At 74.1% G+C, this 25974-nt stretch carries 19 protein-coding genes; 11 read left to right on the top strand and 8 right to left on the bottom strand.

Going from position 1 to position 25974, the window contains the following annotated elements; all coding sequences use genetic code 11:
* Window positions 1-177 precede the first annotated feature (177 nt).
* Window positions 178-1335 (bottom strand): IMP dehydrogenase, encoded by a 1158-nt coding sequence (locus tag ACSRUE_RS35780; protein WP_441287497.1) that lies wholly within the window; start codon window positions 1333-1335, stop codon window positions 178-180.
* Between the two features lie 223 nt (window positions 1336-1558).
* Window positions 1559-1843 carry a biotin carboxylase N-terminal domain-containing protein gene (locus ACSRUE_RS35775; RefSeq protein ID WP_441287496.1) on the bottom strand — a complete coding sequence of 95 codons (285 nt, stop codon included), beginning with the start codon at window positions 1841-1843 and terminating at the stop codon, window positions 1559-1561.
* Between the two features lie 199 nt (window positions 1844-2042).
* Here ACSRUE_RS35775 and xseA point away from each other — a divergent pair, with 199 nt between their 5' ends.
* Genes xseA through ACSRUE_RS35760 form a run of 3 tightly spaced genes read left to right on the top strand, consistent with a single transcriptional unit; the run spans window position 2043 to window position 6929 of the window.
* Window positions 2043-3770, top strand: coding sequence for an exodeoxyribonuclease VII large subunit (gene xseA / locus ACSRUE_RS35770; RefSeq protein ID WP_441287495.1), 1728 nt, complete (start codon window positions 2043-2045; stop codon window positions 3768-3770).
* A complete protein-coding gene (locus tag ACSRUE_RS35765; RefSeq protein WP_441287494.1) occupies window positions 3757-4743 on the top strand; it encodes a shikimate dehydrogenase family protein in 987 nt (328 codons plus the stop codon). The genes xseA and ACSRUE_RS35765 overlap by 14 nt, the downstream gene beginning before the upstream one ends.
* The gene (locus tag ACSRUE_RS35760) at window positions 4740-6929 is read left to right on the top strand and encodes an amylo-alpha-1,6-glucosidase (protein ID WP_441287493.1); all 2190 of its coding nucleotides are present in this window, start codon (window positions 4740-4742) and stop codon (window positions 6927-6929) included. Before ACSRUE_RS35765 ends, ACSRUE_RS35760 begins: the two co-directional genes overlap by 4 nt.
* 32 nt (window positions 6930-6961) lie before the next feature.
* Here ACSRUE_RS35760 and ACSRUE_RS35755 read toward each other — a convergent pair whose 3' ends face one another.
* Both ACSRUE_RS35755 and ACSRUE_RS35750 read right to left on the bottom strand, forming a co-directional pair.
* Window positions 6962-7888 carry a DUF4123 domain-containing protein gene (locus ACSRUE_RS35755; protein ID WP_441287492.1) on the bottom strand — a complete coding sequence of 309 codons (927 nt, stop codon included), beginning with the start codon at window positions 7886-7888 and terminating at the stop codon, window positions 6962-6964.
* Window positions 7889-8117: 229 nt separating this feature from the next.
* Entirely contained in the window at window positions 8118-9725 is a 1608-nt protein-coding gene (locus tag ACSRUE_RS35750) for an oligosaccharide flippase family protein (protein ID WP_437768672.1), read from the bottom strand.
* Window positions 9726-9811: 86 nt separating this feature from the next.
* On the opposite strand from ACSRUE_RS35750, the gene ACSRUE_RS35745 reads away from it, so the two are divergent.
* The 7 genes from ACSRUE_RS35745 to ACSRUE_RS35715 all read left to right on the top strand — a co-directional run bounded on the left by ACSRUE_RS35745 (window position 9812) and on the right by ACSRUE_RS35715 (window position 19803).
* Entirely contained in the window at window positions 9812-11113 is a 1302-nt protein-coding gene (locus ACSRUE_RS35745) for a glycosyltransferase (RefSeq protein WP_441287491.1), read from the top strand.
* Window positions 11114-11242: 129 nt separating this feature from the next.
* On the top strand, window positions 11243-12193 hold the full coding sequence (locus ACSRUE_RS35740; RefSeq protein ID WP_437329193.1) for a glycosyltransferase family 2 protein: 951 nt from the start codon (window positions 11243-11245) through the stop codon (window positions 12191-12193).
* A 41-nt stretch (window positions 12194-12234) separates the two neighbouring features.
* Window positions 12235-12960 (top strand): class I SAM-dependent methyltransferase, encoded by a 726-nt coding sequence (locus tag ACSRUE_RS35735; protein ID WP_441287490.1) that lies wholly within the window; start codon window positions 12235-12237, stop codon window positions 12958-12960.
* A gap of 289 nt (window positions 12961-13249) precedes the next feature.
* Entirely contained in the window at window positions 13250-16087 is a 2838-nt protein-coding gene (locus ACSRUE_RS35730) for a cation-translocating P-type ATPase (RefSeq protein WP_441287489.1), read from the top strand.
* 98 nt (window positions 16088-16185) lie between these two features.
* Window positions 16186-17304, top strand: a complete 1119-nt coding sequence (gene wecB, locus ACSRUE_RS35725) for a non-hydrolyzing UDP-N-acetylglucosamine 2-epimerase (RefSeq protein ID WP_441287488.1) — start codon at window positions 16186-16188, stop codon at window positions 17302-17304.
* Between the two features lie 289 nt (window positions 17305-17593).
* Window positions 17594-18214 carry a pilin gene (locus ACSRUE_RS35720; protein ID WP_441287487.1) on the top strand — a complete coding sequence of 207 codons (621 nt, stop codon included), beginning with the start codon at window positions 17594-17596 and terminating at the stop codon, window positions 18212-18214.
* Between the two features lie 11 nt (window positions 18215-18225).
* The gene (locus ACSRUE_RS35715) at window positions 18226-19803 is read left to right on the top strand and encodes a pentapeptide repeat-containing protein (RefSeq protein WP_441287486.1); all 1578 of its coding nucleotides are present in this window, start codon (window positions 18226-18228) and stop codon (window positions 19801-19803) included.
* A gap of 114 nt (window positions 19804-19917) precedes the next feature.
* Here the strand turns inward: ACSRUE_RS35715 and ptsP are convergent, their stop codons facing one another.
* From ptsP to dhaK, 3 genes are read right to left on the bottom strand one after another with little or no spacing between them, the layout of a single operon-like run.
* Window positions 19918-22365, bottom strand: a complete 2448-nt coding sequence (gene ptsP, locus ACSRUE_RS35710) for a phosphoenolpyruvate--protein phosphotransferase (protein ID WP_441287485.1) — start codon at window positions 22363-22365, stop codon at window positions 19918-19920.
* Window positions 22362-23021 carry a dihydroxyacetone kinase subunit DhaL gene (gene dhaL, locus ACSRUE_RS35705; protein ID WP_437768664.1) on the bottom strand — a complete coding sequence of 220 codons (660 nt, stop codon included), beginning with the start codon at window positions 23019-23021 and terminating at the stop codon, window positions 22362-22364. Before dhaL ends, ptsP begins: the two co-directional genes overlap by 4 nt.
* 3 nt (window positions 23022-23024) lie before the next feature.
* Window positions 23025-24026, bottom strand: coding sequence for a dihydroxyacetone kinase subunit DhaK (gene dhaK / locus ACSRUE_RS35700; protein WP_441287484.1), 1002 nt, complete (start codon window positions 24024-24026; stop codon window positions 23025-23027).
* Between the two features lie 106 nt (window positions 24027-24132).
* Between dhaK and ACSRUE_RS35695 the strand changes: the two genes are divergently transcribed.
* Window positions 24133-24876, top strand: a complete 744-nt coding sequence (locus ACSRUE_RS35695) for a YqjF family protein (RefSeq protein ID WP_437745941.1) — start codon at window positions 24133-24135, stop codon at window positions 24874-24876.
* A 100-nt stretch (window positions 24877-24976) separates the two neighbouring features.
* On the opposite strand, the gene ACSRUE_RS35690 is transcribed toward ACSRUE_RS35695, so the two are convergent.
* Entirely contained in the window at window positions 24977-25933 is a 957-nt protein-coding gene (locus ACSRUE_RS35690; protein WP_441287483.1) for a YheT family hydrolase, read from the bottom strand.
* Window positions 25934-25974: the final 41 nt, after the last annotated feature.

Raw genomic sequence — 25974 nt, 5'->3', positions numbered from 1 at the left:
GGGACGTGGTGACTCGAGATCGCCTGGATACCGAGCGCGGTTTACCCGTGCCCGCGCGCGGGAGTCAAGCGAAGCACGACGCCCACGCGCTGTCTCCTCGCTCCGTCAGGGCAGCCCTGGCGCGCCGTCTCGTCGACCCATCAGGACAACCCTGGCGCTGGGTTCACCGCGGCTGCATCATGCGCGCGCGCGCGGCGCCTGCGCGGCAGGTCGGGGCGCCTTGTCCAGCGCGGATCGGATCGGGACCATCAGCAGGCGATCGATGGCGACGCGCTGATCGGCGGGCGGCGGGCTCTCCGGTATGCCCTGCATCAGCCGGAGGTCGCGGAGCGCGCCGCGATCGAGCGGGCCGAGCGATGCCCCCAGCCCGTCGAGCGGCGGCGTCATCGCGGGGAGCAGGCAGACGAGGGAGATCTCGTTGGTACCCTGGCGTACCCACGTTCCCTGGTACACCGCGATCGCCTGCCCGAGCGCCTCCTGGAACACGAACGCGCGCCACTCGAGCGGCGCCGCCAGATCGAAGACGCGGCCGCCGGCGCGGAGCTCCCGGCTGTCGAGGCCGAGGGCGGCGCCGCGCGCGTCGGTCAGGAGGAAGCGATCGAGGCACCCAGGAGAGCGCAGCGTGAGCTCCTCGAGGAGCGCGGCGAGCGCCGCGGGGCTGAGCGAGATCGGCTCGCCGTCCGGGCCGATCGCCTCGAGCCCGACCTCGTCGGAGCCGACGACGGACGCGTGGTCGAGCAGCGCGGCGAAGGTGCGCCGCGAGGGGCCGTCGAAGCCGGCCCCGATGGAGGACATGCCGGCGCTGGAGCTGAGCAGGGCGACGATACGATCCCGGCGCGGCGTCGCGAGGAGCGTGACGCCGAACCGCTCGCGGGTGGTGAGCAGCACGTGCTGCGCAGCGCTGCTCTGGCCTCGAAGGAGCAGCTGATCGCCCTCGAGGCTCAGCCCGCGCCGGCTCACCTGCGGAGGGGGCACGAGCTGCCGCCGTCCCCGCGCGAGCAGCGCGACCGCCGCCGTCACGAGGGCGACCGGCAACAGCGCACGGAATATCAGGCCGCGCGCGGTCACGACCAGCACGAGCGCGGCCAGGAAGAGCGGGATCGCCCAGCGCCGCCGAGTGTCCCTGCCCCCCGCCGGCGTCACCTCGGGAGCGGTCGCGTCGAACCACCGGGCCCGTGGGAAAGGCGTCACGGCGGCGTCGCTCGCCGGCTCGCCCGCGCGCTGCGTCGCCGGCCTGCCTGTCGCAGAGGGAGGCTCGTGGGCTCGGACCTCGATCGACGGGAGCATCGCGACGGACCCAAGCGGGTCCTTCTGGCCCTTCGCCTCGCGTCCCATCGCACCTCCACCCCGGCCGAAAGTTGGCGGTAGAATAGCATTGACCGAGGCCGGAGCGAGGGGACTTTGGGACAACGCGCTGCGTAGGGGGCTGCGCGTTGTCGATGACCCGCTCTGTCACGATTGGTTACGACTGGTTACGACTGGTTACGACCGGTTACGACTGGTTACGACCAGCCGAGGACGTCCCCGGCGGGTCGCGGATGGCGCGCGCTGCGACGTGTCACGCCGCGTTGCGACCGTCCTCCGCGACGAGGAACCTGACGACGTCCGCTCGCATGCTTCCTCGAACTCGCGGTTTTCCGTACCCGAGATGGATAACGCCTGCCCCGGAACGCCTGGTGATGCGGCGGATCCGGTCGAAGCGGAGGTAGCTCTCGGCCGCAGGCGCGGGGCCGATGGCGTACGACGCGCTCACGAGGCGGACATGGAGGTCGTCGCCGCCTGCGACGCTGCAGACGGCGACGCCCTGGAGGCCAGCCTCATGCAGCGATCGGAGGACTCGCACGGCGATCTCACAGCGGTTGGGGAAGAGGACCTTGCGGATCACGCGCTGGCCCTCTCACACGAAATCGCCTCCGCGAGCGGCCCGTCGCTCCGCCGCTCCGCGCCGAGCCTCGCGACGCGACCGACGGCGGGCTCGCCTGACGCGGGATCAGGCCCGCGAGAGTCTTTCCACAGGCCGAGCAAAAGGGTACGTCTGCCCTGTGCAGCGCCGCGATGTCCCGCCCGAGCTCTCGTTCGCGGCCCTTCCCGTCGCCGAGCCTCGCGAGCTCACGGGCCCGCCGCCCTCGCGCCGCCAGCGGGGCGCCGAGCCGGAGGTGGTCTCGGTCGCGGAGCTGGATCGCCGGCTGAAGCGGATCCTCGAGGGGTCGACCGCAGACGTACGCGTCGAGGGCGAGATCTCGGGCCTGCGCGTCGTGGGCAGCGGCCACGCCTACTTCACGCTCAAGGACGAGAGCGAAGAGGCGGCCATCGACTGCGTGATGTACAGGACCGCGGCGCCGCGCGCGCGGAAGCTGCTCGCCGACGGCGCGCGCGTCGTGCTCACGGGCCGCGCCACCGTCTACGTGCCTCGGGGCCGGCTCCAGTTCTCCGCGGACGACGCGCGCCTCGCCGGCCGCGGCGCGCTCCTCGAGGCGCTCGCCCGCCTCAAGGAGAAGCTCGCCGCCGAAGGGCTCTTCGCGCCGGAGCGCAAGCGCAAGCTGCCCGTCGATCCGCAGATCATCGGCGTCGTCACGAGCGGCGACGGCGCGGCGATCCACGACATCGTGACCGTCGCGTTCCGCCGCGGCGGCGCGCGGCTGATCCTGGCGCGCACGCCGGTGCAGGGCGCCGGCGCAGGGCAGCGGATCGTGCGCGCGATCGCGCTGCTCGAGGAGTTCCCGGGCATCGAGGTGATCATCGTGGGGCGCGGGGGCGGCTCGGCCGACGACCTCAGCGCGTTCAACGAGGAGATCGTCGTCCGGAAGGTCGCGGCCGCGCGCGTGCCGATCGTGAGCGCCGTCGGGCACGAGATCGACGTCGCGCTGACCGACCTCGCCGCCGACGCGCGCGCCGCCACGCCCTCGCAGGCAGCAGAGATGCTCGTCGCGGACGCGGCCGCGCGGCGCGCGGCGCTGGAGCACCTCGAGGCCCGCATGCGCCGCGCGATCGCCCACCGGATCCGGGGCGCTCGGGCCGATCTCGACCGGCAGCGCGCCCGCCTCGGCTCGCCCGCGCAGATCGTGGCGGAGCCCCAGCAGCGCATCGACGACGCCATGGCGAGGCTCCGGCGCCGCATGGAGCGCATCCTCGTCGAGGACGGCGCCGCGCTCCAGCGCCTCGATCGGAGGCTCGCCGCGCGCCACCCGCGCGCGGTGCTCGCGGGCGCCCGCGGGGCGCTCAGGCCGCTGTCGGTGCGCCTCGCCGCGGCCGCGAACCGCCACGTCGCCCTCCTGCGGGAGGGCTTCGCGGGCGACGTGGCCCGGCTCGAGGCGATGTCGCCGCTCCGCGTGCTCGCGCGCGGTTACGCCATCGCGACGGACGCGTCGGGGCGCGCGGTCCGCGATCACCGCGAGGTCGCGCCGGGCGATCCGATCGCGGTGCGGGTGCACCACGGCGCGCTCCTCGCGCGGGTCGTCGTCACCGCAGGTCCGGACGAGCCGCTCGTCGAGGGCCACGCGCACGCGCCGGCAGCGACGGCAGCAGCGGCCGCAGCGGCGGCGTCGGCCCCGCCTGCGCGCCAGGGCGGCGGCCCGCGCGCCGCGTCCGGCCGCGCGCCGAGGCGCAAGAGGACGCAGCCCGGCGCGCCCCCGTGCGAGCAGCTCGGGCTCGGCTTCGCGGCCGAGGAGCACGCCCCGACCCTCGGTCGCGCGGGCGCAGTCGGCCAGGTCTCGGTGGGGCAGGGCGGCGCGGAGGCCGGCCCTGAGGAGAGGCACCATGTCGAACGCTGAGCGGCGAATGTTCGGTCTCGTGGGGCACCCGGTGGGCCACTCGGTCTCGCCGGCGATGCACTCGGCCGCGTTTCGGGCGCACCACCTGCCGCACATCTACAGCGCCTTCGACGTGCCCACCGGCGCGGAGCTCGCGCGCTTCGTCAGCGACATCCGGAGCGGCCTCATCGCCGGCGCGAACGTCACGATCCCGCACAAGCGCGCGATCATGTCGATGGTCGACGACGTGGACGCGAGCGCGGCCGAGGTCGGCGCCGCGAACGTCCTCTGCGCGACCGAGTCGCGGCGCGTGACGGCGTACAACACCGACGTGGTCGCGCTCCGCGACGAGCTCGCGCTGCTCCTGGGATCCGCCCCGCCCCGCGGTGACGATCCAGAGGGGCCGTACGGCGCGCGCTCGAGCCCGCGCCAGCGCGCGGTGATCATCGGCGCGGGCGGCGCGGCGTTCGCGGCGATCGCCGCGTGCAAGATGCTCGGCTATCACCTCATCAGCGTGACCACCCGCTCGTGGACCAGCACCGAGGCGATGCTCGAGTCGCCCGCCGGGCAGCGCGCGTCCGAGCTCGGCGCGCTCACCGCGCCCTGGCCGATCCCGACCGACAGGTCGATCAGCAGCAAGTCCTCCGTGGCGCTGCGGCTCAACTGGAGCGAGTTCACCGTCGCCGCCGACCTGATCATCCAGGCCACGAGCGCCGGCATGCTCGGGGGGCCGCCCGGGGAGGAGGTCACGGGCATCATCCCGTGGGACGCGCTCTCGCCGAGCGTGTGCCTCTACGACCTCGTCTATAACCCCCCGGTGACGCCCTTCCTCCGGACGGCGCGCGAGAGAGGGCTCCGCGCCGAAGGCGGGCTCGGGATGCTGGTCGGCCAGGCGGCGCAGTCCTTCACGCTCTGGACCGGCCTCCCGGCGCCGGTCGAGGAGATGCGCGCGGCAGCCGAGGATTCGCTCAGGAAGGCAACCGGCGGTCGATGAGCTCGGACGGATCCCGGCGGAATTTTCCGACCCACGAGGCGCTGTCGCCCACGCCCGCGGCGCACCGCGGCCAGGGCGCCGCGCTCGAGCACGCCTCGCCGTGGCCGCACGTCGAGGTGCGGGGCCAGCTCTCGATCGCGCGCAAGGAGTGGCTGCACACGAACGGCGCGGGGGCCTACGCGAGCTCGACGATCGCCGGCATGCACACCCGCCGTTACCACGGCCTGCTCGTCGCGGCCCTCGACCCTCCGCGGCGCCGGCACGTCATGCTCTCGCACGTCGACGTCTGCGTCCGCCCCGTCCGGCAGCAGGGCGCGCCGTCCGAGCGCCGCGCCTCGTGGCCGCGGTGGGACCTCGCCAAGCACCAGTTCCCGGGCATCGATCCGGAGGGCAGCTCGTTCTACCTCGAGCGCTTCGATCAGGATCCGCTCCCGCGCTGGGCGTACGCCGTCCCGGGCGGCGAGCTCGAGGTGACGCTCGGCCTCGTGCGCGGCGAGAACGCCGCCGTCCTCCGTTATGCCTGGAGCGGGGCGGATCCGGTGATGTTGACGCTGCGCCCGCTCCTCGCCGCCCGCCACATTCACCAGCTGCTCCGCGAGAACGGCGGGATCTCCCAGAAGGTCGAGCTGCGCGCAGGGGCGGCGCGCGGCGAGCCCGGCTCGGGGCGGGACCGCCCCGTGATGGGCGAGGTCCGGGTGCAGCCGAACCGCGCGCTGCCGAGGATCTGCTTCCGCTACCAGGGCACGTTCGTCGGCTCGCAGGACTGGTGGCGACGCTTCGAGTACCTCGGCGAACAGGATCGGGGCCTCGACTTCCTCGAGGATCTCTGGACGCCGGGCCATTTCGAGACGGTGATCGGCCCCGAGCCCGTTCACCTGCTCGTGGCGGTGGGCGCGCTGCCCGACGACGAGCCGGAGAACCTCCTCGCGGCGGCGAGCGCGGCGATCCGCGCCGAGGACCCGGGGCCCCGGCGCCCGCTCCTGGAGCGGAAGCTCTCCATCGCGGCCGAGGCGTTCCGCGCCGACGCGGCCGCGCGGCCCAGCGTCATCGCGGGCTACCCCTGGTTCGAGGTGTGGGGCCGCGACGCGCTCATCTCCCTGCCCGGCCTCTACCTCGTGCCGCGCAAGACCGAGGCGGCGATCCGCGTCCTCCGCGCGATGATCGACGCGATGCAGGACGGCCTCGTGCCGAACCGGCTCCCCGACGCGGGCGAGCCGCCGGACTTCCACGCGGCCGACGCGACCCTCTGGCTGTTCGAGGCGGCTCGCCTGCTCGCGGACGTGCTCGGCGACACGCACCCGTTCGTGGCGGGCGAGCTGCTCGGCGCGCTCCGCGACGCCTTCGAGGCCGCCGTGCGCGGGACCCGGAACGGGATCCACGTCACGGCCGGCGGCCTCTTCGCGGCCGGGCGCCTGGGCGAGGGCGCCGTCGACGGGCTCACGTGGATGGACGCGCGCGTCGCGGGCCGCGCGGTGACCCCGCGCGCCGGTTGCCCGGTCGAGCTCACGGCGCTGTGGGCGAAGGGGTCGGAGACGCTCGCGCGCCTCGCGCGGGCCGCCGGCGACGCCCGCCTCGCGGGGCGGGCGGAGGCGGCCGCTCGCGCGGCGCGCCGGGGCTTCGCCGCCCGCTTCTGGTGCGAGGAGACCGGTTACCCGTACGACGTCATCTCGGAGCAGGCGGAGGGCGAGGGCGCGTTCCGCGACGCGTCGATCCGCCCCAACGCGCTGATCGCCGTCGCCGTGGATCCCGCCTGCTTCACGCCGGAGCGGGCCGCGTCGTTGCTCGAGCGGGTCCGCCTGGAGCTCGTGACCCCCGTCGGCGTGCGCACGCTCTCGCCGGCCGATCCGGCCTACGCGCCCCGGTACCAGGGAGGCCCCGAGGCGCGCGACAGCGCCTACCACCAGGGCACGGCCTGGCCGTTCCTGCTCGGGTTCTACGCGCGCGCCCTCCGGCGCTTCTCCATGCTCGGCGAGCACGTGATCCCGCTGCTGCACCGGCTCGCGGCCTCCGCGGCCGCGAACGAGATCGCGCTCGGCCAGGTGCCCGAGGTCGCCTCCGGCGAGCCGCCGCACCACCCCGGTGGCAGCTTCGCGCAGGCCTTCAGCGTGGCAGAGCTCCTGCGCCTCATCGCCTGGGACCTGCCCGCCCAGGACCCAGGCAGCGCCGCGGGCGCGCCGCCGCGCTGATCCACGCCGGCCCGTGGGGCCGGCGCGCGCCTTCAGCCTTCGCGTTCCAGCGCCGACTCCTCGCGCAGCGCCTTGCCGCCCCGGGCGGTGAAGCGGAGCAGCCTCCCCGGATCCTCGGCCTCCATGGCGAAGGCCTCGACCTCCTCGAACAGCGCCTCGAGCTTTCGAGGACCGCACGTGGGCAGGAAGCCGCGGAGCACGCGCGGGTCGTAGAACCGGAAATACTGCTGCTTGCCTGTCCCGTTCTCGACAAGGAGAAACCGGCGCAGGTGCTTCCGCACGTCGCCGAACGGGCGGTCGCTCGTCAGGAAGACGCCCCAGCAGTCGCCCCAGCCTCCGTCGACCAGCGCGTCGAGCAGCCTGGACCCGTGCGGGAGGTGCACGAGCGTGGGGCCGACGTCCGCGAGGATCTCGCCCTGGAAGCCGGCGTAGAGCGAGGCGGTCTGCTCGCCCGCCTCGCCGAGCAGCAGCCGGATGCGCGGGTCGCGGGCGGCGTCGACCACCGCGAAGAGGGGCGAGCGCTCCTGCCGGAGCCGCGCCCGCGCCGACGCGGCGAACGGCGCTCCGGTCGCGAGCACCGCGGCCCTCTTGCGCGCGCGGCGCGACGGCGGCGCGGGCTCGGTCGGCGCGTAGCGGCGGTTCACCTCGCGGCGCACCACCGCGAAGAGGGTCCCCCCCGCGCGGATCTCGTCGCCGTCCCGGAGCGACACCTCGCGCGCCCGCTCCCGGTTGACCTGCGTCCCGTTGCGGCTCCCCAGGTCGCGGAGGAGATAGCTGCCGTCGATCTGCTCCACCGAGAAATGCAGGGCAGAGAGCTCACCGTCGCTCGTGATCGAGAGATCCGACTCGGGCGCGCGGCCGACGAGCAGCGGACGGTCGCCAGGGATACGCGCCGTCTGCCCGGCCAGGGGGCCCGAGATGACCCGGAGGACGAGCCCTGCTTCCTGGTCTTCGCTCATGGTCGTCTCCATCGCACAAGGCGCCGATGAGGCCGGCAAGCAAGTAAGCCTAGAACACCGATCGGCGGGAAATCCACCCGAAGGCGGGCGCGACGCGGGAGACGACCGGGCGACTGTCAATCTTTTCCGCCTTCCAGGCGAGGGCGCTTTGAAGCAGCCCGCGCGGATTTTGCGCCGGCAGCCCTCGTTTGCCGCCCGAGACAGCGAGGGTGCGACGCGCGCGGATGCGTCAGCCGTGGCGGCTCCGCAGCGGTTCGAGGCGCAGCCAGCGCGCCACGAACGCCCGGTCCTCGGGAGCGAGCGCGCCGGTGACCCGCGCGGCCACGAGGTAGAGGCCTGCGTACAGCGGGGCGCAGAGCGTGAGGCAGAGCGCGGGGCGCCTGTCGGTCGCGCCCGTGAGCAGGAACGCGGCGAGCGGCGCCGCGGCCACGATCGCGGTGGCCGCGACGCGCCCGTAATGGCTCCACGGGAAGACGCCGCGGAGGCCGACGCCGGAGAAGCGCGCGATGCAGGCCACCGTCGAGGCGATCACGAGCACCTGGGTCAGGACGGCCGAGAGCGGCGCGCCGACCATGCCGATCGTGGGCAGCAGGACCAGGTTCGCCGCGGCGTTGAACGCCATCGAGAGCACCTGGATCCGCAGGATCATCGACGTCTTCCCGAACGCCATCAGCATGATCGCGTACGCCGTCACGCGCAGCGGCAGGAGCGCGGAGTAGATGCGGAACGGCACGGCGGCGCCGGCGTAGGCGTCGCCGTAGATGGTGCGCATGAGCGGCTCGGCGAAGAGGAGGAGGAACGCCGCGACCGGGAGCATGATCAGCGTCGTCTTGCGGATGCCCGAGTGCCACAGGTCGATCGCCGCCCGCGCGCCCTCCGCGGGGGTCCGCCCGTTCTCGACGCGGGCGACGAGGTCGGGGAGCATCGTCGAGGCGACCGAGTAGGCGAGGACGCCGACGAGCGGGAGCTCCTGCGAGCCGACGGAGAACTCGGCATAGAGGCCCGCGCTGAAGAAGAGGCCGATGACGAACTTGTCGAGCTTCTGGTTGAAGAGGCCGGCGAAGCGCGTGACCGAGAGCGGGAGCGCGTAGGCGAGCTGCGCCCTGACGCCGCCAGGGAACGGGGCCGTGGCGACGTCCTGGAACAGCCGCGCGTAGAGCCGGTACGAGAGCCCGAGCCGGAGGGCCTGCGCCGCGCACTGGGCGGCCACGATCCAGGCGATCGAGCACCCGAGCGCCGCGGGGACGATCGCGCCCGCGGCGCTCGAGAGCGTGACGATCAGCGCGACCCCCGCCGACTTGCGGTGGTTGTTCGTCGCGATGAAGAGCGGGCCGAACACGCTCGCCGGGTAGGCGATCACGCTCATGAGGCCGATGAGCAGGAGGAGCCGCGTGACGCCCTCGCGGCCGTCGAGGAAGACGCTGGGGACCAGGGCGAACACCGAGAAGGCCAGCGCGGAGAGCGCCCCGAGGCCGACCAGGAGCAGCATGCTCTGCCGCACCAGCCCGCGGAGCTCGGCGCGGGTCACCTTGGGCGCGAAATAGAGGAACGACTCCGGGAGGTAGAGCTGCGCGAGATCGCGCCCCGTCATGAACAGCATCGTCGCGAACGCGAGCACGCCGTACTCGGCCTTGCCGAGCAGCCGCACCACGACGACGCCCTGCACGAGGATGATGAGCGTGTTGACGAACTGCCCGCCGACGATCATCCCGATCCGGTCGGCCAGCGACGTGCCCTGCGCCTCGCCCGGGCGCGGCGCTTCCTTGGCAGCCGGCGCGACCTCCGGGGCCCGCGAGGGCGCGCTCGGCTCGACCGGGGCGGGCTGCTCGTCCTGCATGGCGGCTCGGTAGCACATGCGCGGGCAGGAGCGGCCTCCCGAGGCGAGCGCGCGGCGCCTGGGTCGGCCGTGATATAGGCGCGGCGATGAGGCGCGCGCTCCTCGTGAGCTACTACTTTCCACCGCGGTTCAGCGTCGGCGGTAAGCGCGCGTACCGCTTCGCGAAATTTCTACCCGAGCATGGCTGGGCAGCGACGGTGCTCACCGCGAGGCCGCCTCCAGGGGAGCGGCTGGATCCGTCGTTCGCGGAGGGCTCGCTTCCCGCGGGCGACGTGCGCCGCGACTACCTCTCGGAGGCCGAGCTCGCGCGCATGCCGCGCCGGGCGCTCGGCTCGGATGGCACCCTCGAGGCGCCGACCGAGGCCGCGCCGCCGATCGCGCGCCGCAGGGGCCTCGCGCGCCTCGCCGCCGAGGTCCGCTACGTCCCGGTGATCGGACCGAACACGGGGCGCGTCCCGGCCCTGGCGGTCCGCGTCGCGCGCCTCGCCCGCGAGGTCGGCGCCGAGGTGATCTTCGCGAGCGGGGCGCCGTGGGAGACCGTGCTCGCGGGCGTGCTGGCCGGCAGGGCCATCGGCCGGCCCGTCGTCGTCGACTTCCGCGATCCGTGGTCGTTCGGCCCGGTGATGGCGACGAGGCCCGCGTGGAGCCGCGCGGCCGCGGCGCTCGTCGAGCGGGCCGTGGTGGGCGCCGCCGCCGCCTTCACGGTGACGTCCGAGATGACCCGCGACGCCTACGCCGAGCGGGGCATCGCGCGCCGCGTCGAGTGCATCCGGACGGGCTTCGATCCGGACGCGGCGGTCGCCCCCCAGCGCGGCGAGGTGGTGACGCTCGTGCACTTCGGCAACTGCTACAGCGAGCGCACCCTCGCGCCGTTCGTCCGGGCGCTCGCGGCCGTCGCGCGCCGGAGGTCGCTCGGCCCGGGCGCGATCCGGCTGCTCAACCTGGGGCGCGTCGCGAAGAGCGACCTCCGCCTCGCCGAGGAGCTCGGGGTGTCGCGGCTCTTCGAGCACCGCACGGTGCTGCCGTACGCCGAGGGGCTCGGCCTCGTCGCGGGCGCCGACCTGGCGCTGCTCACCGGCTTCGGCGACGAGCCCCACCTCTTGCCAGGCAAGCTCTACGACTACCTCCTCGCGCGCGCGCCCATCCTCGCGGTCTCGCCGTCCCCCGAGGTCGCGCGCATCCTCGACGCGACCCGCCTCGGCTGGACGCACGCGGCCGGCGACGCCGCGGCGATCGAGCGCCGCATCGAGGACGCGCTCGACGCGCGCGCGGCCGGTCGGCCGCTCGTCGAGCCCGATCACGCGGCGCTCTCCGCGCTGAGCGCGCGCGCCAGCGCGGGGGTGCTGGCCCGCCTCTTCGAGCGCGTCGCGGCGAGCCGCAGGGGCTGACGCCGCGCTCTCCGCGCTGAGCGCGCGCGCCTGAAGCCGCGCCCGGCGCGCGCGCCGACGCCGCTCCCCGGGCGGCGCCCGCGCGACATCCTTGCCTGCGCGACGGCCCCCGTGGCATGCGAGCCCGCGATGCCTGACCATCTTCTCCAGGATCGAGCGGGGCTCCCCGAGGCCGAGCGCGCCCTTCAGGAGGCGTGGCGCGCGAAGTACGCGCCCGAGGTGAAGGAGCTCATCGTGCGGCGCGAGGTCCCGTCGCCGAAGCTCACGCTGATCGTCATCTCCTACAAGGCGAAGGACTACCTGATCGAGTGCCTCCAGCACGCGCGCGGCCAGACGGCCGCGCTCGACGTGCCGTTCGAGATCCTGCTCGCGGACAGCGGCGGCATCGAGCACCTGCGGCCGCGCTCGGCCCCGCTCGTCGACGTCGAGCTGCGCCTCACCGACGGCATCCCGCTGAACGCCGCGCGCAACGCCGCCATCGCCTGGGCGCGGGGCGAGTACGTCGCCTTCATCGACGACGACGGGCTGATCGCGCCGACGTTCGTCGAGGTCGTCTGCCGCGTCTTCCAGGACCCCCGCATCGCGGCGATGCGCGGCCGGATCATCCCCAAGGAGCACCCCTATTTCTGCACGCTCGCGGGGCACTACGACCGCGGCGACGACGTCGTCGACGACGTCCTCGCGACCGAGGGGCACATGGCGATCCGGCGCGGCGTCTACCTCTCGACCGGGGGCTTCCCCGATCAGTTCTACGGCGCCGAGGGGGTCTACCTCGTCTACCGGATCGCGAAGGACTTCCCCGATCTGCGGGTCGTCTACGTGCCCGATCTCCTGATGCGGCACGACTACTTCGACAGCTGGGAGAACTTCATCTGGAAGACGCGCAAGTACCGGCGCATCCGGCGCGAGGTGGGCGGCATGGAGCCGGACCCCGAGTTCCTGCGCTACCTCGACGCGTACCTCGCGCGGCGGAAGCCGCATCGCCGGCTCACGGTGGAGCAAACGGTGGCGCTCGGGCTGCTCAAGGCGGTGCGCTGGGGGGTCCAGCGCCTGCCGGCGTGGGCCGTGGGGCAGCCTTGATGGAGCGGGCAGGCGGCGCGCGCGGGGGAGGAGGCGGACCGATGGCTGAAGAGGGCGGCTTCGAGCAGGATCTCGCGGCGATCAACCGGCACTACACCGAGCGTTTCCTGCCCGGGAACCCCTGGGCGAGCTTGCTCAACGCCCACCCGTACCTCGTCGCGCGGCAGCGGCAGCGCCGCCTGCGCGAGGCGCTCGTCGCGTGCGGCGTGCACACCCCCGAGGCGCTGCGCGAGATGTCGGTGCTCGACGTGGGCTGCGGGTCGGGCTCCAACCTGGCCTGGCTGGTCGAGCTCGGCGCGGATCCGACGCGCCTCACCGGCATCGATCTCGTCGCGCAGCGCACCGAGCTCGCGCGCTCGCGCTTCGCCGGCATCCGCTTCGTCGCGGGCGACTTCCTGACGGCCGACGTCGGGGGCCCGTTCGATGTGGTGATGATGTTCGCGGTCCTGTCGTCGGTGACCAACGCGGAGCTCAAGCGAGGCCTCATGGACAAGGCGCTCCGCCTGCTCCGGCCGGGCGGCATCTTCTTCTTTTACGACGTCGTGTCGCGGCGGCCCGTCCCCGGCACCGCCGACTACCAGCGCCTCACGTTCGCGGAGCTCGAGGGGTATTTCGCCCCCCGCACGCTGCACATCGTTCGCAGGGACATCCTCCGGCGCGACGTCGCCGACCGGCTCGTGCGGCGCTTCGGCGTGACGGTGGCCGAGCTCGTCCAGGCGACGCGGCTGCTCAACATCGACGGCACCTTCGCCTACGCGCGCGGCTAGGCCACCCGCAAGCGTCGCGAGCCCGCACCCTCTGGCGCGCCGCCGGACGCGCGGGGCGAGCGTCGTGAGGCAAAACTCCCCGCCGGGGTGAAAAGGTCCCGCCGGCAGCCTGCCCGCGCGAGCCGCTCCGTGTCCTGAACAGCCCGGTTCCGCTCCGGCGCGGTCTGGCATGAGACGTGCCAAATGACAGGGGAAACCACGCGCCAGCCACGTGAAGACCACGTGATGAGCAGCCACAGCCGGTCGGTTCAGCGCGCACAGCGCGGCTGCCACCGCAGGAGATGACTCTATGTCCCAACGCGTCCTCCCCCCGTCGGCCGCGATCGCCTGGCACAGCCTGCCTGCCCCCGATGTGCTCTCCAAGATCGAGAGCGCCGGGGCCGGCCTCGCGGCCGACGAGGCCGCCCGGCGGCTCAGGGACGTCGGGCCCAACGTGATCCAGCGCGCCAAGGGTGACGGCCCGCTCAAGCTGCTCTTCCGTCAGATCAACGATCCGCTCATCTACGTGCTGCTCGCGGCGGCGGCCCTCGCGATGGCCATGGGCGAGGTGATCGACGGCGCGGTCGTGCTGGCGGTCGTGGTGCTCAACACGGCGATCGGCTTCGTCCAGGAGCTCCGCGCGGGCAAGGCGATCGAGGCGCTCGTCGACATGGTGCCCCAGACGGCCACGGTCGTGCGCGGCGGCCAGCGGAGCGTGATCCCCGCCGCCGACGTGGTCCCCGGCGACGTGGTGGTGCTCGACGCCGGCGACAAGGTCCCCGCCGACGCCCGGCTGCTCTCGGTGAAGAACCTCCACGTGGACGAGTCGGCGCTCACCGGGGAGTCGGTGCCGTCGGACAAACACATCGCGGCGGTCCCCGAGGACGCCGGCGTCGGCGACCGCAAGAACCTCGCCTTCGGCGGGACGCTCGTGACCAGCGGCACGGCCACCGCGGTGGTCGTCGCCACGGGCGCCGCGACCGAGCTCGGCCGCATCTCCTCGATGCTCCACGAGGCGACCGAGATCGAGACGCCGCTCACGCGCTCGATGGCCAAGGTCGGCCGCGTGCTGACCATCGCGATCGTCGCGGTCGCGCTGCTCATCGTCGGGGTCGCGCTGCTCCGGGGCTACCCGCCGGTCGACGCGATGCTCGCGGGCATCTCGCTCGCGGTCGCCGCGATCCCGGAGGGGCTGCCCGCGATCATCACCATCTCGCTCGCCATCGGCGTGCAGCGGATGGCGCGGCGCCGCGCGGTGATCCGGAAGCTGCCCGCGGTCGAGACGCTGGGCAGCACGGGCGTCATCTGCTCGGACAAGACCGGGACGCTGACGCGGAACGAGATGACGGTCCGGGCCCTGTGGACGCCCGCCGCCGGCGCGCAAGGGGAGGCGGCGCTCGAGCAGGCCGGCGCCGCGCTCGAGGTGACCGGCGTCGGCTACGCGCCCGATGGCGAGCTCCGCCGCGACGGCGCGCCGGTCGGCGAGGTGCCCGAGGCGGTGCGCGCGCTGCTCCGCGCGGGGCTGCTCTGCAACGACGCCCGCATGACCCGCGAGGGGGACGCCCGCGGCATCGAGGGCGACCCGACCGAGGGCGCGCTCGTCGTCGCGGCCCAGAAGCTCGGCGTGGACGTCGAGGGGACGCGGCGGGAGCACCCCCGCGTCGATGTCGTCCCGTTCTCGTCGGAGCGGCAGCTCATGGCGACGCTCCACGAGGCCCCCGGCGGAGACCGGGTGATCTTCATGAAGGGGGCGCCCGAGGCGGTGCTCGGCCGCGCCGCGATCGGCGAGGCGGGGCGGGCCCAGGTGATGGCGCAGGTCGAGCAGATGGCGGCGCAGGGCATGCGCGTGCTCGCCGTGGCCTCGCGGCCGGCGGGCCGCGACGTGGCCTCGCTCGACGAGGAGCACCTCCCGGAGGGGTTCGAGCTCCTCGGCCTGGAGGGGATGATCGACCCGCCGCGGCCCGAGGCGATCGACGCGATCAAGGCGTGCCACGCGGCCGGGATCACCGTGAAGATGATCACGGGCGACCACCTGGCGACCGCGCGGGCGATCGGCGGGCAGCTCGGGCTCGTTCCGGACGGGGCGCGCGCGATGAACGGCACGGAGCTCTCGCGGCTCTCGGAGGGCGAGCTGCGCGCGGCGGCGACGTCCACGCACGTGTTCGCGCGCGTCGCGCCGGAGCACAAGCTCCGCCTGGTGAAGGCGCTGCAGGCCGAGGGGAGGGTCGTCGCGATGACCGGCGACGGCGTGAACGACGCGCCGGCGCTCAAGCAGGCGGACATCGGCGTGGCCATGGGGATCACGGGGACCGCGGTGTCGAAGGAGTCCGCCGACGTCGTGCTGACGGACGACAACTTCGCGAGCATCCGGGCGGCGGTCGAGGAGGGGCGCCGCGTCTATGACAACCTGGTCAAGGCGCTCGCGTTCGTGCTGCCGACGAACCTGGGCGAGGCGCTGATCCTGCTCGTGGCGGTGATGAGCTTCCCGATCGTCGGGGGCGCGCCGCTCATGCCGATCACGGCCGTCCAGATCCTCTGGGTCAACCTGGTCGCCACGGTGGCGCTCTCCCTGCCGCTCGCGTTCGAGGCGATGGAGAAGGACGTGATGAGCCGCCCGCCCCGGGATCCCGGCGAGCCGATCCTGAGCCGGTTCGTGCTCGTGCGCACGGCGATCGTCGCGGTCCTCATGACGGCCGGGGCGATCGGGCTGTTCTTTTACGAGTACTCCACCGAGGTGCGCGGCGGCGTCGTCTCGGAGATCGCCTACCGCGAGGCCCAGACCGCGGCGGTCACGACGGTCGTGCTGTTCCAGATCTTCTACGTGCTCAACTGCCGGTCGCTGCGCGATTCGATGCTGAAGATCGGGCTCTTCTCGAATCCCTGGGTCTACGTCGGGATCGGCGCGCTGCTCGCGCTGCAGCTCTGCTTCGTCTATGCGCCGTTCATGCACACGCTGTTCGGCTCGGCGTCGCTGTCGCTCGACGCGTGGGTGAAGTCGACGCTGGTGGCGATGTCGATCTTGCCGGTGATGAGCGCCGAGCGGTGGTGGCGCACACGCCGGGCGCGGCGCTCGGCGGAGCGCGAGCGCAGGTCCGACGCGTCCGACGTGGGCGGCGTCGCGAGCGCGATGGCGAACCGCGGCGCGTAGGTATCGTAGAGAGCGAGGGTATCGAGCGCCGGCTGCGCCCGCGGCTCCGTCAAAACGCTGGTGCTGCGCCGGGTACCACGGCATCATCCTCGGTCGAGATGATCTACCTCGTCGCCGCGACGCGCCCGAACTTCATGAAGCTCGCCCCCATCTGCCGCGCCCTCAGGGCGCGCCGTCTACCGATGCGGCTGCTCCACACGGGGCAGCACTTCGACACGACGATGAGCGATGTGTTCTTCCGGGATCTCGGCCTGCCGACGCCGGATCACACGCTCAAGGCAGGCGGCGGCTCGCACGCCCAGCAGACCGCGGCGGTCCTCGTCGGCGCCGAGGCCGACATGATCGAGCACCGGCCCAAGGTGGTTGTCGTCGTCGGGGACGTCACCAGCACGCTCGCAGGCGCGCTCGCGGCGTCCAAGCTCGGAATTCCCGTCGTCCACGTGGAGTCCGGGCTGCGCTCGCGCGACTGGACGATGCCCGAGGAGATCAACCGCGTCCTCACCGACCAGCTCTCCGATCTCCTGCTCACCCCCTCTCACGACGCCCACCCCAACCTGCTCGCGGAGGGCATCGCGCCCGAGCGAATCCGGTTCGTCGGCAACGTGATGATCGACTCGGTCCACTACGCCCTCAAGCGCCAGACGGACGCGCTCTCGCGCTTCGGGCTCGAGCCGAAGAAGTACGCGATCGCGACCCTCCACCGCCCGGCCAACGTCGACAGCGCCGAGCGGCTCGCCGAGACGCTCGACGCGCTCGAGGCGATCGCGCAGCGCCTGCCGACCGTGTTCCCCGTCCACCCGCGCACCGTCGCCCGCGCCGAGTCGTTCGGGCTGTCGGCGCGCCTCCGCGAGACGAAGGGGCTCCGGATCATGGAGCCGCTCGGATACGACGATTTCGTGACCGTGATGGGCAATGCGCTGCTCGTCGCCACCGACTCCGGCGGCATCCAGGAAGAGACGACCGCGCTCGGGATCCCGTGCCTCACGATGCGTCAGGGCACCGAGCGGCCCATCACCGTGACGCAGGGCACGAACATCGTCGTCGGGCTCGACGCCGCGCTCATCGCGCGCGAGGTCGACGCCATCCTCGACGGCCGCGCCAAGCGAGGCTCCGTGCCCGAGGGATGGGACGGCAAGACCGGCGAGCGCATCGCCGACGCGCTGGAAGCGTTCCTCGCGGGGGATCCCCCGCCCAAGACCGCTGGCCCGCGCGCCTGAGCTCACCGCCCATCCTCGCTCGCCGCGGTGCCGGAGCGACGGGCGCGACTGACGTAACTGACGTAACTGACGCGACTGACGCGACTGACGCGACTGACGCGACGCCGAGCGCAGGATGCACCACGCGCGCTCACCGCGCCGCCACATCGCTTCTTCCGTGGCCTACGTGGGAGTCGCGCCGCTCGCACGACCACACTCCCCACAACCCCCGACCAAACAGCGTTCCAAGGCCAGAGCGCTCTGGGTTGTGCTTGTTTCTCGATGAACAGCCTCGGTATATAGTTGTATCGTGGCAAGAAATTTTCGGCCTGGCGTGGAGTGGGGGGCTCGAGGGCGAGGTCAACGAGGTTTCTCGCTCGTCGAGGTGATGGTCGCGGGCGGGGTCGTGGCGATCCTGGCCGCCTTGGGGACCCAGGGGGTGTCCAAGTACCTCGTGTTCGCCAAGTCGGCCGAGGCCAAGCAGACGATCGGCGGCATCGCCAGGGCCGTCGTCGGCTCGGCAGAGCGCCTCCAGGCAATGTCGGGCACCGCGGCGGTCCAGCCGCTGTGCAGCGATGCGGTCACCGTGCCCAACGCATTCTATCGTGTCCAGGGGCAGAAATATCAGCCCGATCCCAGCCCGGGTGTGGACTACAACACCGGGAGTCCGACCGTTGGCTGGAAGTGCCTTGCGTTCTCGGTCAGCCACCCTCAGTCGTACCAGTATCGATATCGACTCGGCGGCTCTCCCATGCCCGTCTCCGTGAACCATTTCCCGGAGGACGTGCCGGTGGATCGCAGGTGGGCCGCCTATGCGCGAGGCGACCTCGACGGGGACAATACGCACGCGTGGTTCGCGCTGGACGGCTACATGAAGGACGGGCAGGTGGTGTTCGCCAGCACGATCGGCACCATCGACCCGGACGAGTAGGCGGCGCCGCCATGGACACCGCAGCTCTCCACACGCTCTTCGGTGCCCTCTCGTCGCGCCGCGGCGGCGAGAGCACCGCCATCGAGCTCCCCGGCGCGGACCTCGCGGCCGCGCACCTGCGCTGCGCCGACCTCCAGGGCGCGAACCTCGCGGGCGCGCGCCTCGACGGGGCCAAGCTGACCGGCGCGAACCTCGGGGGGGCGCGGCTCGACGCCGCGTCGCTCGTCAACGCCGACCTCACCGGGGCCGACCTGCGCTGGGCCGATCTCTCGGGGGCGCTGCTCGGCGGGGCGCTGCTCGCGGCCGCGGATCTGCGCGGGGCCAGGCTCCCGCGCTCGTTCTCCTCGGCGGGGTCGCTCGTGGGCGCGCGCGTCGATCCGTCGGCGTGCGCGCGCTCCGGCTTCGACGAGGAGGCCATCCTGGCGCTGGCGAGCGCGGGGGCGTCGTTCGACGACGTCGCGTCGTTCCCTTCGCCGCTGCGCGACGCCCTCGCGAGCGCCGACGCGGTCCCCGAGAGCGCAGCGCGGAGCCGTCGCCCCGCGGCGCCGGACTCGCGGCGGATGGAGGCGGCGCCGGACTCTCGGCGGATGGAGGCGGCGCCGGACTCGCGGCGGATGGAGGCGGCGCCGGACTCGCGGCGGATGGAGGCGGCGCCGGACTCGCGGCGGATGGAGGTGGCGCCGGACTCGCGGAGGATGGAGGCGGCGTGGTCATCGCAACGGATCTCGGCGCCACCCGAGTCGCAGCGAATGCCCCTCGCGACCGACGTGCCCCGCCAGGGAATGGCGGCCAGCGCCTCGCGCCGCGCTGCCGGTGAGAGCGAGCCTGCGGCGGTCCGCCGCGCCGCCGTGCCCGGTGGCCCTCGGAGGGCGCCGGACGCGCCCCCGCTCGCGCGGTCGGCCGAGCTGCGCGTCGCGCTCGCCGGCGGCGCATTGCTCCTCGTCCTCGCGGCCGCCGTCGCTCTGGCGAAGATCCCTCCGCGCGGCCTCCTCCTGGCAGCGCACGCCGGCTGCGCGCTGGGCGCGGCGCTCTTGACCTTCGCGCTGCCTCTTGTCGGCACCGAACGCAACGCCCCGCGCTCCCTGGGCGCCCGCCTCGTGCTCGCCGCGTTCGCCGCGACGCTCGTCTACGGCCTCGATCCGTCGCGCCTCGCGGTCTTCCGGCTGCGCGCCACGCTCGCCTCCGGCGACGCCGCGCAACGGTCCGCCGCCGTACGCCTCCTCGCGCGGAGCGGTCACCGCAGCTTCGACGGGCTGGATCTGTCGGGGCTCGATCTCTCCCGAGCGGATCTCAGCCAGAGCAGCTTCCGGAACGCGCGGCTCGCCGGGGCGGATCTCTCGGGCGCCGCGCTGATGGAATCGACCTTCGGGGCCGCCGATCTGACCGCTGCCGACCTCCGAGGTGCCGACCTCACCGGGACCGACGCCGAACAGGCGACCGGCTGGGCGCTCGCGGCGTGTGACGCGGCGACGGAGCTGCCCGGCGACGGTGCGTGCCTGCTGGGACACCCGGTGCGGGCAAGTCAGCCTCCGGGCGACGCCACCGCGCGCTCCGCAGCCGAGGGCGCCGCGCCGGCGGGGGCGCTGTAGCGAGCGGCGCACCGGCGGCCGCGGGCCGGATCGCTCGGGAGGTCGGGCGCCGGGCTGGCCAGACGTCTGGCGGCCCCTGGCCAGGCGCCTGCCCGCTCCGTCACCGCACCGACGTCAGCCCGGACGCCGCGCCGCCGCGCGGGTTGCGCGGGCCGCCGCCGCGTCGTCGACCGCGAGCGCCTCCTCGGCGATGGCGGCGAGATCGGCGAACGAGGCGCCGGCGAGCGCGTCCTCCACCGCGTCAAACGCGGAGGCGCACATGCTGAGGCGCGTGATCCCGAGCCCGACGAGGAGCGGCGCGACGCCGGGATCGCCGGCGGCCTCGCCGCACACCGAGACCGGCCGCTTCGCGGCGTGCCCCGCCTCCACCACCCAGCGCACGAGCCGCAGCACGGCCGGGTGCGCCGGATCCGCGAGCGCGTGCAGCCGCGGGTGACCGCGCTCGGCCGCCAGCGTGTGCTGCGTCAGATCGTTGGTCCCGATGCTGAAGAAGTCGGCCTGGCGCGCGAGGCGCTCCGCCATGAGCGCCGCCGACGGCACCTCGACCATGATGCCCGTGGCCACGGGCCAGCGGTGCGCCGCGCCCGTCGCCGCGAGCGCCTCGTGCGCGCGCTCCAGCGCGGCGCGCACGGCGCTCACCTCCGCGGCGGTCGAGACCATCGGGACCAGCACCCGGATGTCATGGCCGCGCCCCGCGACCAGGATCGCGCGGAGCTGCGCCTCGAGCAGCGCCGGCCGCGCGAGGGAGAGGCGGACGCCGCGGACGCCCAGGCTGGGGTTCGTCTCGGCGTCGAGCTCGAGGTACGGCAGCGCCTTGTCCCCGCCGGCGTCGAGCGTGCGGACCACGATCGGAGCGCCGGCGAACGCCGCGAAGATCTCCGCGAGCAGCTCCGCCTGCTCGTCCTCGCCAGGCTCGTCCGCGCGATCGAGGAACAGCATCTCGGTGCGCAGGAGCCCGATCCCGAGGGCGCCGGCCTCGCGCGCGGCGCGCGCGTCCGAGGGGCCAGCCACGTTCGCCCAGAGCTCGATCTCGCGGCCGCAGGCGAGGCGCAACCGGCCGTCCCGGGCGCCTGGCGGCCGCCGCGACGCGCGGAGGGCCGCCTGCCGCCGCTGGAGCTCGATCGTCGTCTCAGGATCCGGATCGAGCCACACCTCGCCGGTCGCGCCGTCGAGGCCGGCGCGCGTGCCGCCCGCGTCCGCCACCAGCGCCGCGGCCCCGGCGACCGCGGGGATGCCGGCGCTCCGCAGCAGGATGGCCGCGTGCGAGGTGGGACCGCCGCGCCGGTCGATGACGCCGAGCACCCGCCTCGTATCGAGCCGCGCGGCCTCCGACGGCGTGAGGTCCTCGGCCACGACGACGGCCGGCGGCCCGTCGGGCAGCACCGCCGCGGCGCCGCCGAGCAGGGCGCGCACCACGGCGTCGCCCACGTCGTGGACGTCGGCCTCGCGCGCCCGCAGGTACGGGTCGTCGAGCCGCCGGTAGATCGCGGCCGCGGCGTCGATCGCCTGGCGGAAGGCCCAGGCCGCGTTGCAGCGCTCCCGCTCGATGCGGGAGATCGCCTCGTCGACGAGCGCCGGGTCGCAGAGCAGCGCCTGATGGGCGTCGAGGATGTCGGTGCCGCGCAGCGCGCTGCCGAGGTCCTGCGCTGCCAGATCGAGCGCCCGCCGCAGCCGCTCGGCCTCGGCTGCAGGATCGTCGACCGTGGTCTCGGGGACCTCCGGGATCGACCGCACCAGCCGGACCATGGGGCCGAGCGCGACGCCGGGCGCGACGGGGATCGCGTGGCACGACGCGGGGGGCGCCGTAGGGGCGGCCGCCGGCGCGCCGCGCTGCAGAAGCGCGGCGAGCGCCTCGACCGCCTCGACCGCCTGCCGCCCGGTCGCGCGCAAGCGCAGCACGTCGCCCCGGCGCGCCCCGAGGGACGCGAGCGCGATCAGGCTCGAGGCCGGCGCCGGACCGCGCGCGGCCGTCACGTTCTCCAGGGTGATCGCCGCGTCGAAGGCCGCCGCGCGCGTGATGAGCCGCGCGGCAGGGCGGGCGTGCAGGCCGCCCGGATCGGCGATCGCGAGCTCGACCGCCGCGGCCGGCGCGGCCGCATCGTTCGCGGCCGCCGCCGCCGCCGCGGGGCGCTCCGCCTCGCCGAGCTGCTCGGCCTTGGGAGCGAGCGCCTGCCGCGCCTCCGCGGCGACCTGATCGAGCGTGCCGCCCGCCGCAGCCCGCACGGCCGCCGCGACCGCCCCTTCCACGATCGGCCCGCCGGTGAGGCGCGTGCGCGCGGCGATGGCCGGATCGATGAGCTCGAGCGCCGTCTCGGCGCTCAGGATCGCGCCGCCGATGTCCATCAGCACGACGGCGCCGGCCCGCCCGCAGACGCGCTCGATCGCCGCGGCGATCGCGGTCGCGTCGGTGCCGAGCTCCGCGCCGCCGGCGCCCGCGCCCGCCGCGCACGCGATGGCGACCGCCTCGCCGGTCATCTGGCGGGCCAGCGCCTCGGTGGCCTCGGCGAGCTGCCGGCTGTGCGAGACCAGGACGAGCCCGACGCGGCCCGCCGCCCTGCTCATACGCCTGCCGTCGCGGCCAGGCTCCGCAGCAAGAGCGAACACGACGTGGCGCCGGGGTCCTGGTGCCCGGCGCTGCGCTCACCGAGGTAGCTCGCCCGGCCCTTGCGAGCGATGAGCGGCACGGTCGCAAGCGCGCCGGCCTGCGCCGCCGCGGCGGCGCGCGCGAGCCCGTCCATGAGCGGGGAGCGCGCCGGCTCGCCCGCGGGCGCCGGCGCGCTCAGCGCGGCCTTGAGCGCGTCGACCGCAGGGGAGAGCGCGTCGACCATCGTCTTGTCGCCGGGCGACGCCTTGCCTCGCCGCTTCACGCCGTCGAGGCCCGCCTCGAGGCACCCGGCCACGGCCGCGAGATCGAGCGCCGCGGCGCCGGCCGCCCGCTGGCCCGCCTCGCGGAACAGCGTGCCGTAGAGCGGGCCGCTCGCCCCGCCGACGGTCGACAGCAAGATCATCCCGACGCCCTTCAGCAGCGCGCCGACGTCGCCGTGATCGAGGCCGCCGAGCCGGGCGCGCACCGCCGTGAAGCCGCGCGCCATGTTGACGCCGTGGTCGCTGTCGCCGATCGCCGCGTCGAGCTCGGTCAGGAGCGCCTTCTCGCGCTCCATGACGTCGGCCGCGCGCTCGATCCACGCCGCGATGTGCGCGCCGTTCAAGGCGTCCATGGCTCAGGTCCCCCAGCGCAGCGCCGGCGTGTGCACCGGCGCGTCCCACCACCGGAGCATCTCGTCGTCGAGCTTGAGCAGGGTCACCGACGCGCCGGCCATCTCGAGCGACGTGATGTACGACCCCACGAGGCTGCGCGCGACCTTGAGGCCGCGGCCCTGCGCGATCGCGCGCGCCTTGCGGTACACGACGTAGAGCTCGAGGAGCGGCGTCCCGCCCATGCCGTTGACGAACAGCAGCACGTCGTCGCCCGGCTCGAACGGCAGGTCGTCGAGGATCGGCTGCATCAGGAGCTCGGCCACCCGGTCGGCCGGCTCCAGCCTGGCCCGCCGCCGGCCGGGCTCGCCGTGGATGCCGATGCCGACCTCCATCTCGCCCGGGCCGAGCTCGAACGACGGCTTGCCGGCGTGCGGCACCGTGCAGGCGGAGAGCGCGACCCCCATGCTGCGGCCGCGCGCGTTGACCCGCCGGCCGAGCGCCGCCACCTCCTCGAGCGGGCGGCCCGCCTCGGCGGCGCCGCCGCAGATCTTCTCGACGAGGACGGTCGTCCCCACGCCGCGCCGTCCGGCAGTGTACAGGCTGTCCTCGACCGCCACATCGTCGTTCACGAGCACGCCCTCCACCGGGATTCCCGCCTCGCCCGCGAGCTCGGCGGCCATCTCGAAGTTCATCACGTCGCCGGTGTAGTTCTTGATGATGTGGAGCACGCCGGCGTCGCCGTCGACTGCCCGCGTCGCTTCGAAGATCTGGTCGGGCGTCGGGCTCGTGAACACGGCGCCGGGGCAGGCGGCGTCGAGCATGCCGCGCCCGACGAACCCGGCGTGCAGCGGCTCGTGCCCGCTGCCGCCGCCGGAGAGGAGCGCGACCTTGCCCTTGCCCTTCGCCTCCGCGCGCGTGACGAAGCGCGGCGCGGCGTTCACCCGGAGGAGCTCGGCGTGCGCGAGCGCCATCCCCTCGAGCGCCTCATCGACGAGATCGTCCGGCGCATTGATGAGCTTCTTCATCCTGCCTCCGCTCCGTGCCCGTTCGGCCCGCGCGCAGGATATCCCCATGTCATTGCCGGCCGCGAGAGGAGATCTTCTGACCGCGCCGTCCTAGGATGAGGTCGTCGTGGATCGAATCGCCCCCACGCTCCGCCCCCCTGGCCGCCCGGCGGGCTTCCAGCGCTGGAGAGAGCTGCTCTTCCTGCACTGGGAGACGCCGATCGCCGCGCTGCGCGCCGTCGTGCCGCCCGCGCTCGAGCTCGACACCTTCGAGGGCAGGGCCTACGTCGGCGTCGTCGCCTTCACCATGCGCGACGTCAGCCCCTGGTGGTCGCCGAGCGTGCCCGGGATCTCGAACTTCCACGAGCTCAACGTCCGCACCTACGTTCACCACGAGGGGCGAGCGCCGGGCGTCTGGTTCTTCAGCCTGGACGCGGCCAAGGCCATCGCGGTCGTCGCGGCCCGGGTCGGCTGGCACTTGCCCTATCACCACGCCTCGATGGATCTCGACTCGAGGGACGGGGAGGTCCGTTACCGCAGCGAGCGGCGCTGGCCGGGCCCCGTGCCTGCGCGCTTCGAGGCGCGCTATCGCGTCGGCGCGGCGATCGACGGCGGCGCCGCGGCGCCGGGGACCTTCGAGCACTTCCTGGCCGAGCGTTACCTGCTGTTCGCCGCGAGCGGCGGCGCGCTCAAGATCGGGCAGGTGCACCACGCGCCCTATCCGCTCCACCGGGCCGAGGTGACCCACGTCGAGGAGAGCGTCGTCGCCGCGGCCGGCCTGCCCGCCCCGGCGGGGGCGCCGCACGTGCTCTATAGCCCGGGCGTGGACGTCGACGTCTATGCGCTGACGCCCGCCGCGCCGCGCGGGTGACGCCGCCGCGCCGCGGCCGCGCGGTGATCGGATCGCGCCCCGATGCCCCGGGGAGCCCGAGCCAGAGCGCCGCGGGCACGGCCGGGCCTGCGCCCGCGGGTCAATTCCTGGTGAGCCAGTGGATGACCTGGGACTCGAGGCCCGGCGCCGCCCCGAACCCGAGGCTCAGCGTCCGCGGGAAGCCCACGTGGCCGCCGCGCCGGAGCCACTGCACGTCGAGCAGCGGCGAGCGCGGGTGGGCCTCGATCGCCGGCCGCACCGTGTCGAGCGGCACCATCGGGTCGGCCTCCGCCGCGACGATCAGCGACGGGACGGCGATGTCGCCGAGGCGCGGGGCGGCGCTCTCGCTCGCATAGTAGGCCTCCGCGCTCTGGTAGCCGAAGCGTCGCGTCATGATGCGCCGGTCCCATTCGCGGATCGTGCGAATGGCGAGCGCCTCGTCGAGGGGCACGGGCACGGCGCGGCGCGAGGCGACGGCTGTGTACATCTCCTTCAGCCCGGCCATCACGTGCCTGCGGTAAACCCACCGCTCGGGCTGATCGATGGCGGCCACGGCTCGCTCCAGGTCGAGCGGCGGGCAGACGGCCGCCACGGCGTGGACGCGCCCGTCGAGCGAGCCCGACGCCGCATAACGGAGGGCGATATGCCCGCCCAGCGAGTAGCCGAGGACGAGCACGCGCTCGTACCGGCCGAGCTCGGGGGAGGTGATGGCGGCGTGGAGATCGGAGAACAGGCCAGCGTGGTAGATGTCGTCTCCGTCGCCCCCGGCGCCGCGCAGGTTGATGCGCAGGCAGGCGAGCCCGGCGCGCTCGGCCATCAGGGCGGCCTCGACCACATAATAACTCTCGCTCGTACCGCCGAGCCCGTGGACGATGACGAGGATCGAGCCCGCGTCTTCTCGATGGCGGATCCTGCCGAGCAACCGGACGGGCCCGGCAGGCGTCTCATCGACGTGGACCGAGAAGGGGGAAGACGGAGCGAGCCGCGGGGCGCGAATCTGATGCTTGAGCCAGGGAGCGACCGTCCAGAAGTGGCCGTGGAGGATGCGCTGCATCATCCCGTTCGTAACACGGGCGACGCAGCGCTTCTATCTCACCC

The sequence above is a fragment of the Sorangium sp. KYC3313 genome (assembly GCF_052075895.1).
GTDB classification, from domain to species: Bacteria; Myxococcota_A; Polyangia; order Polyangiales; family Polyangiaceae; genus Sorangium; species Sorangium cellulosum_B.
The sequence above is the reverse complement of the archived record's forward strand: the minus strand, read 5'-3'. Positions and strand labels throughout refer to the sequence as shown.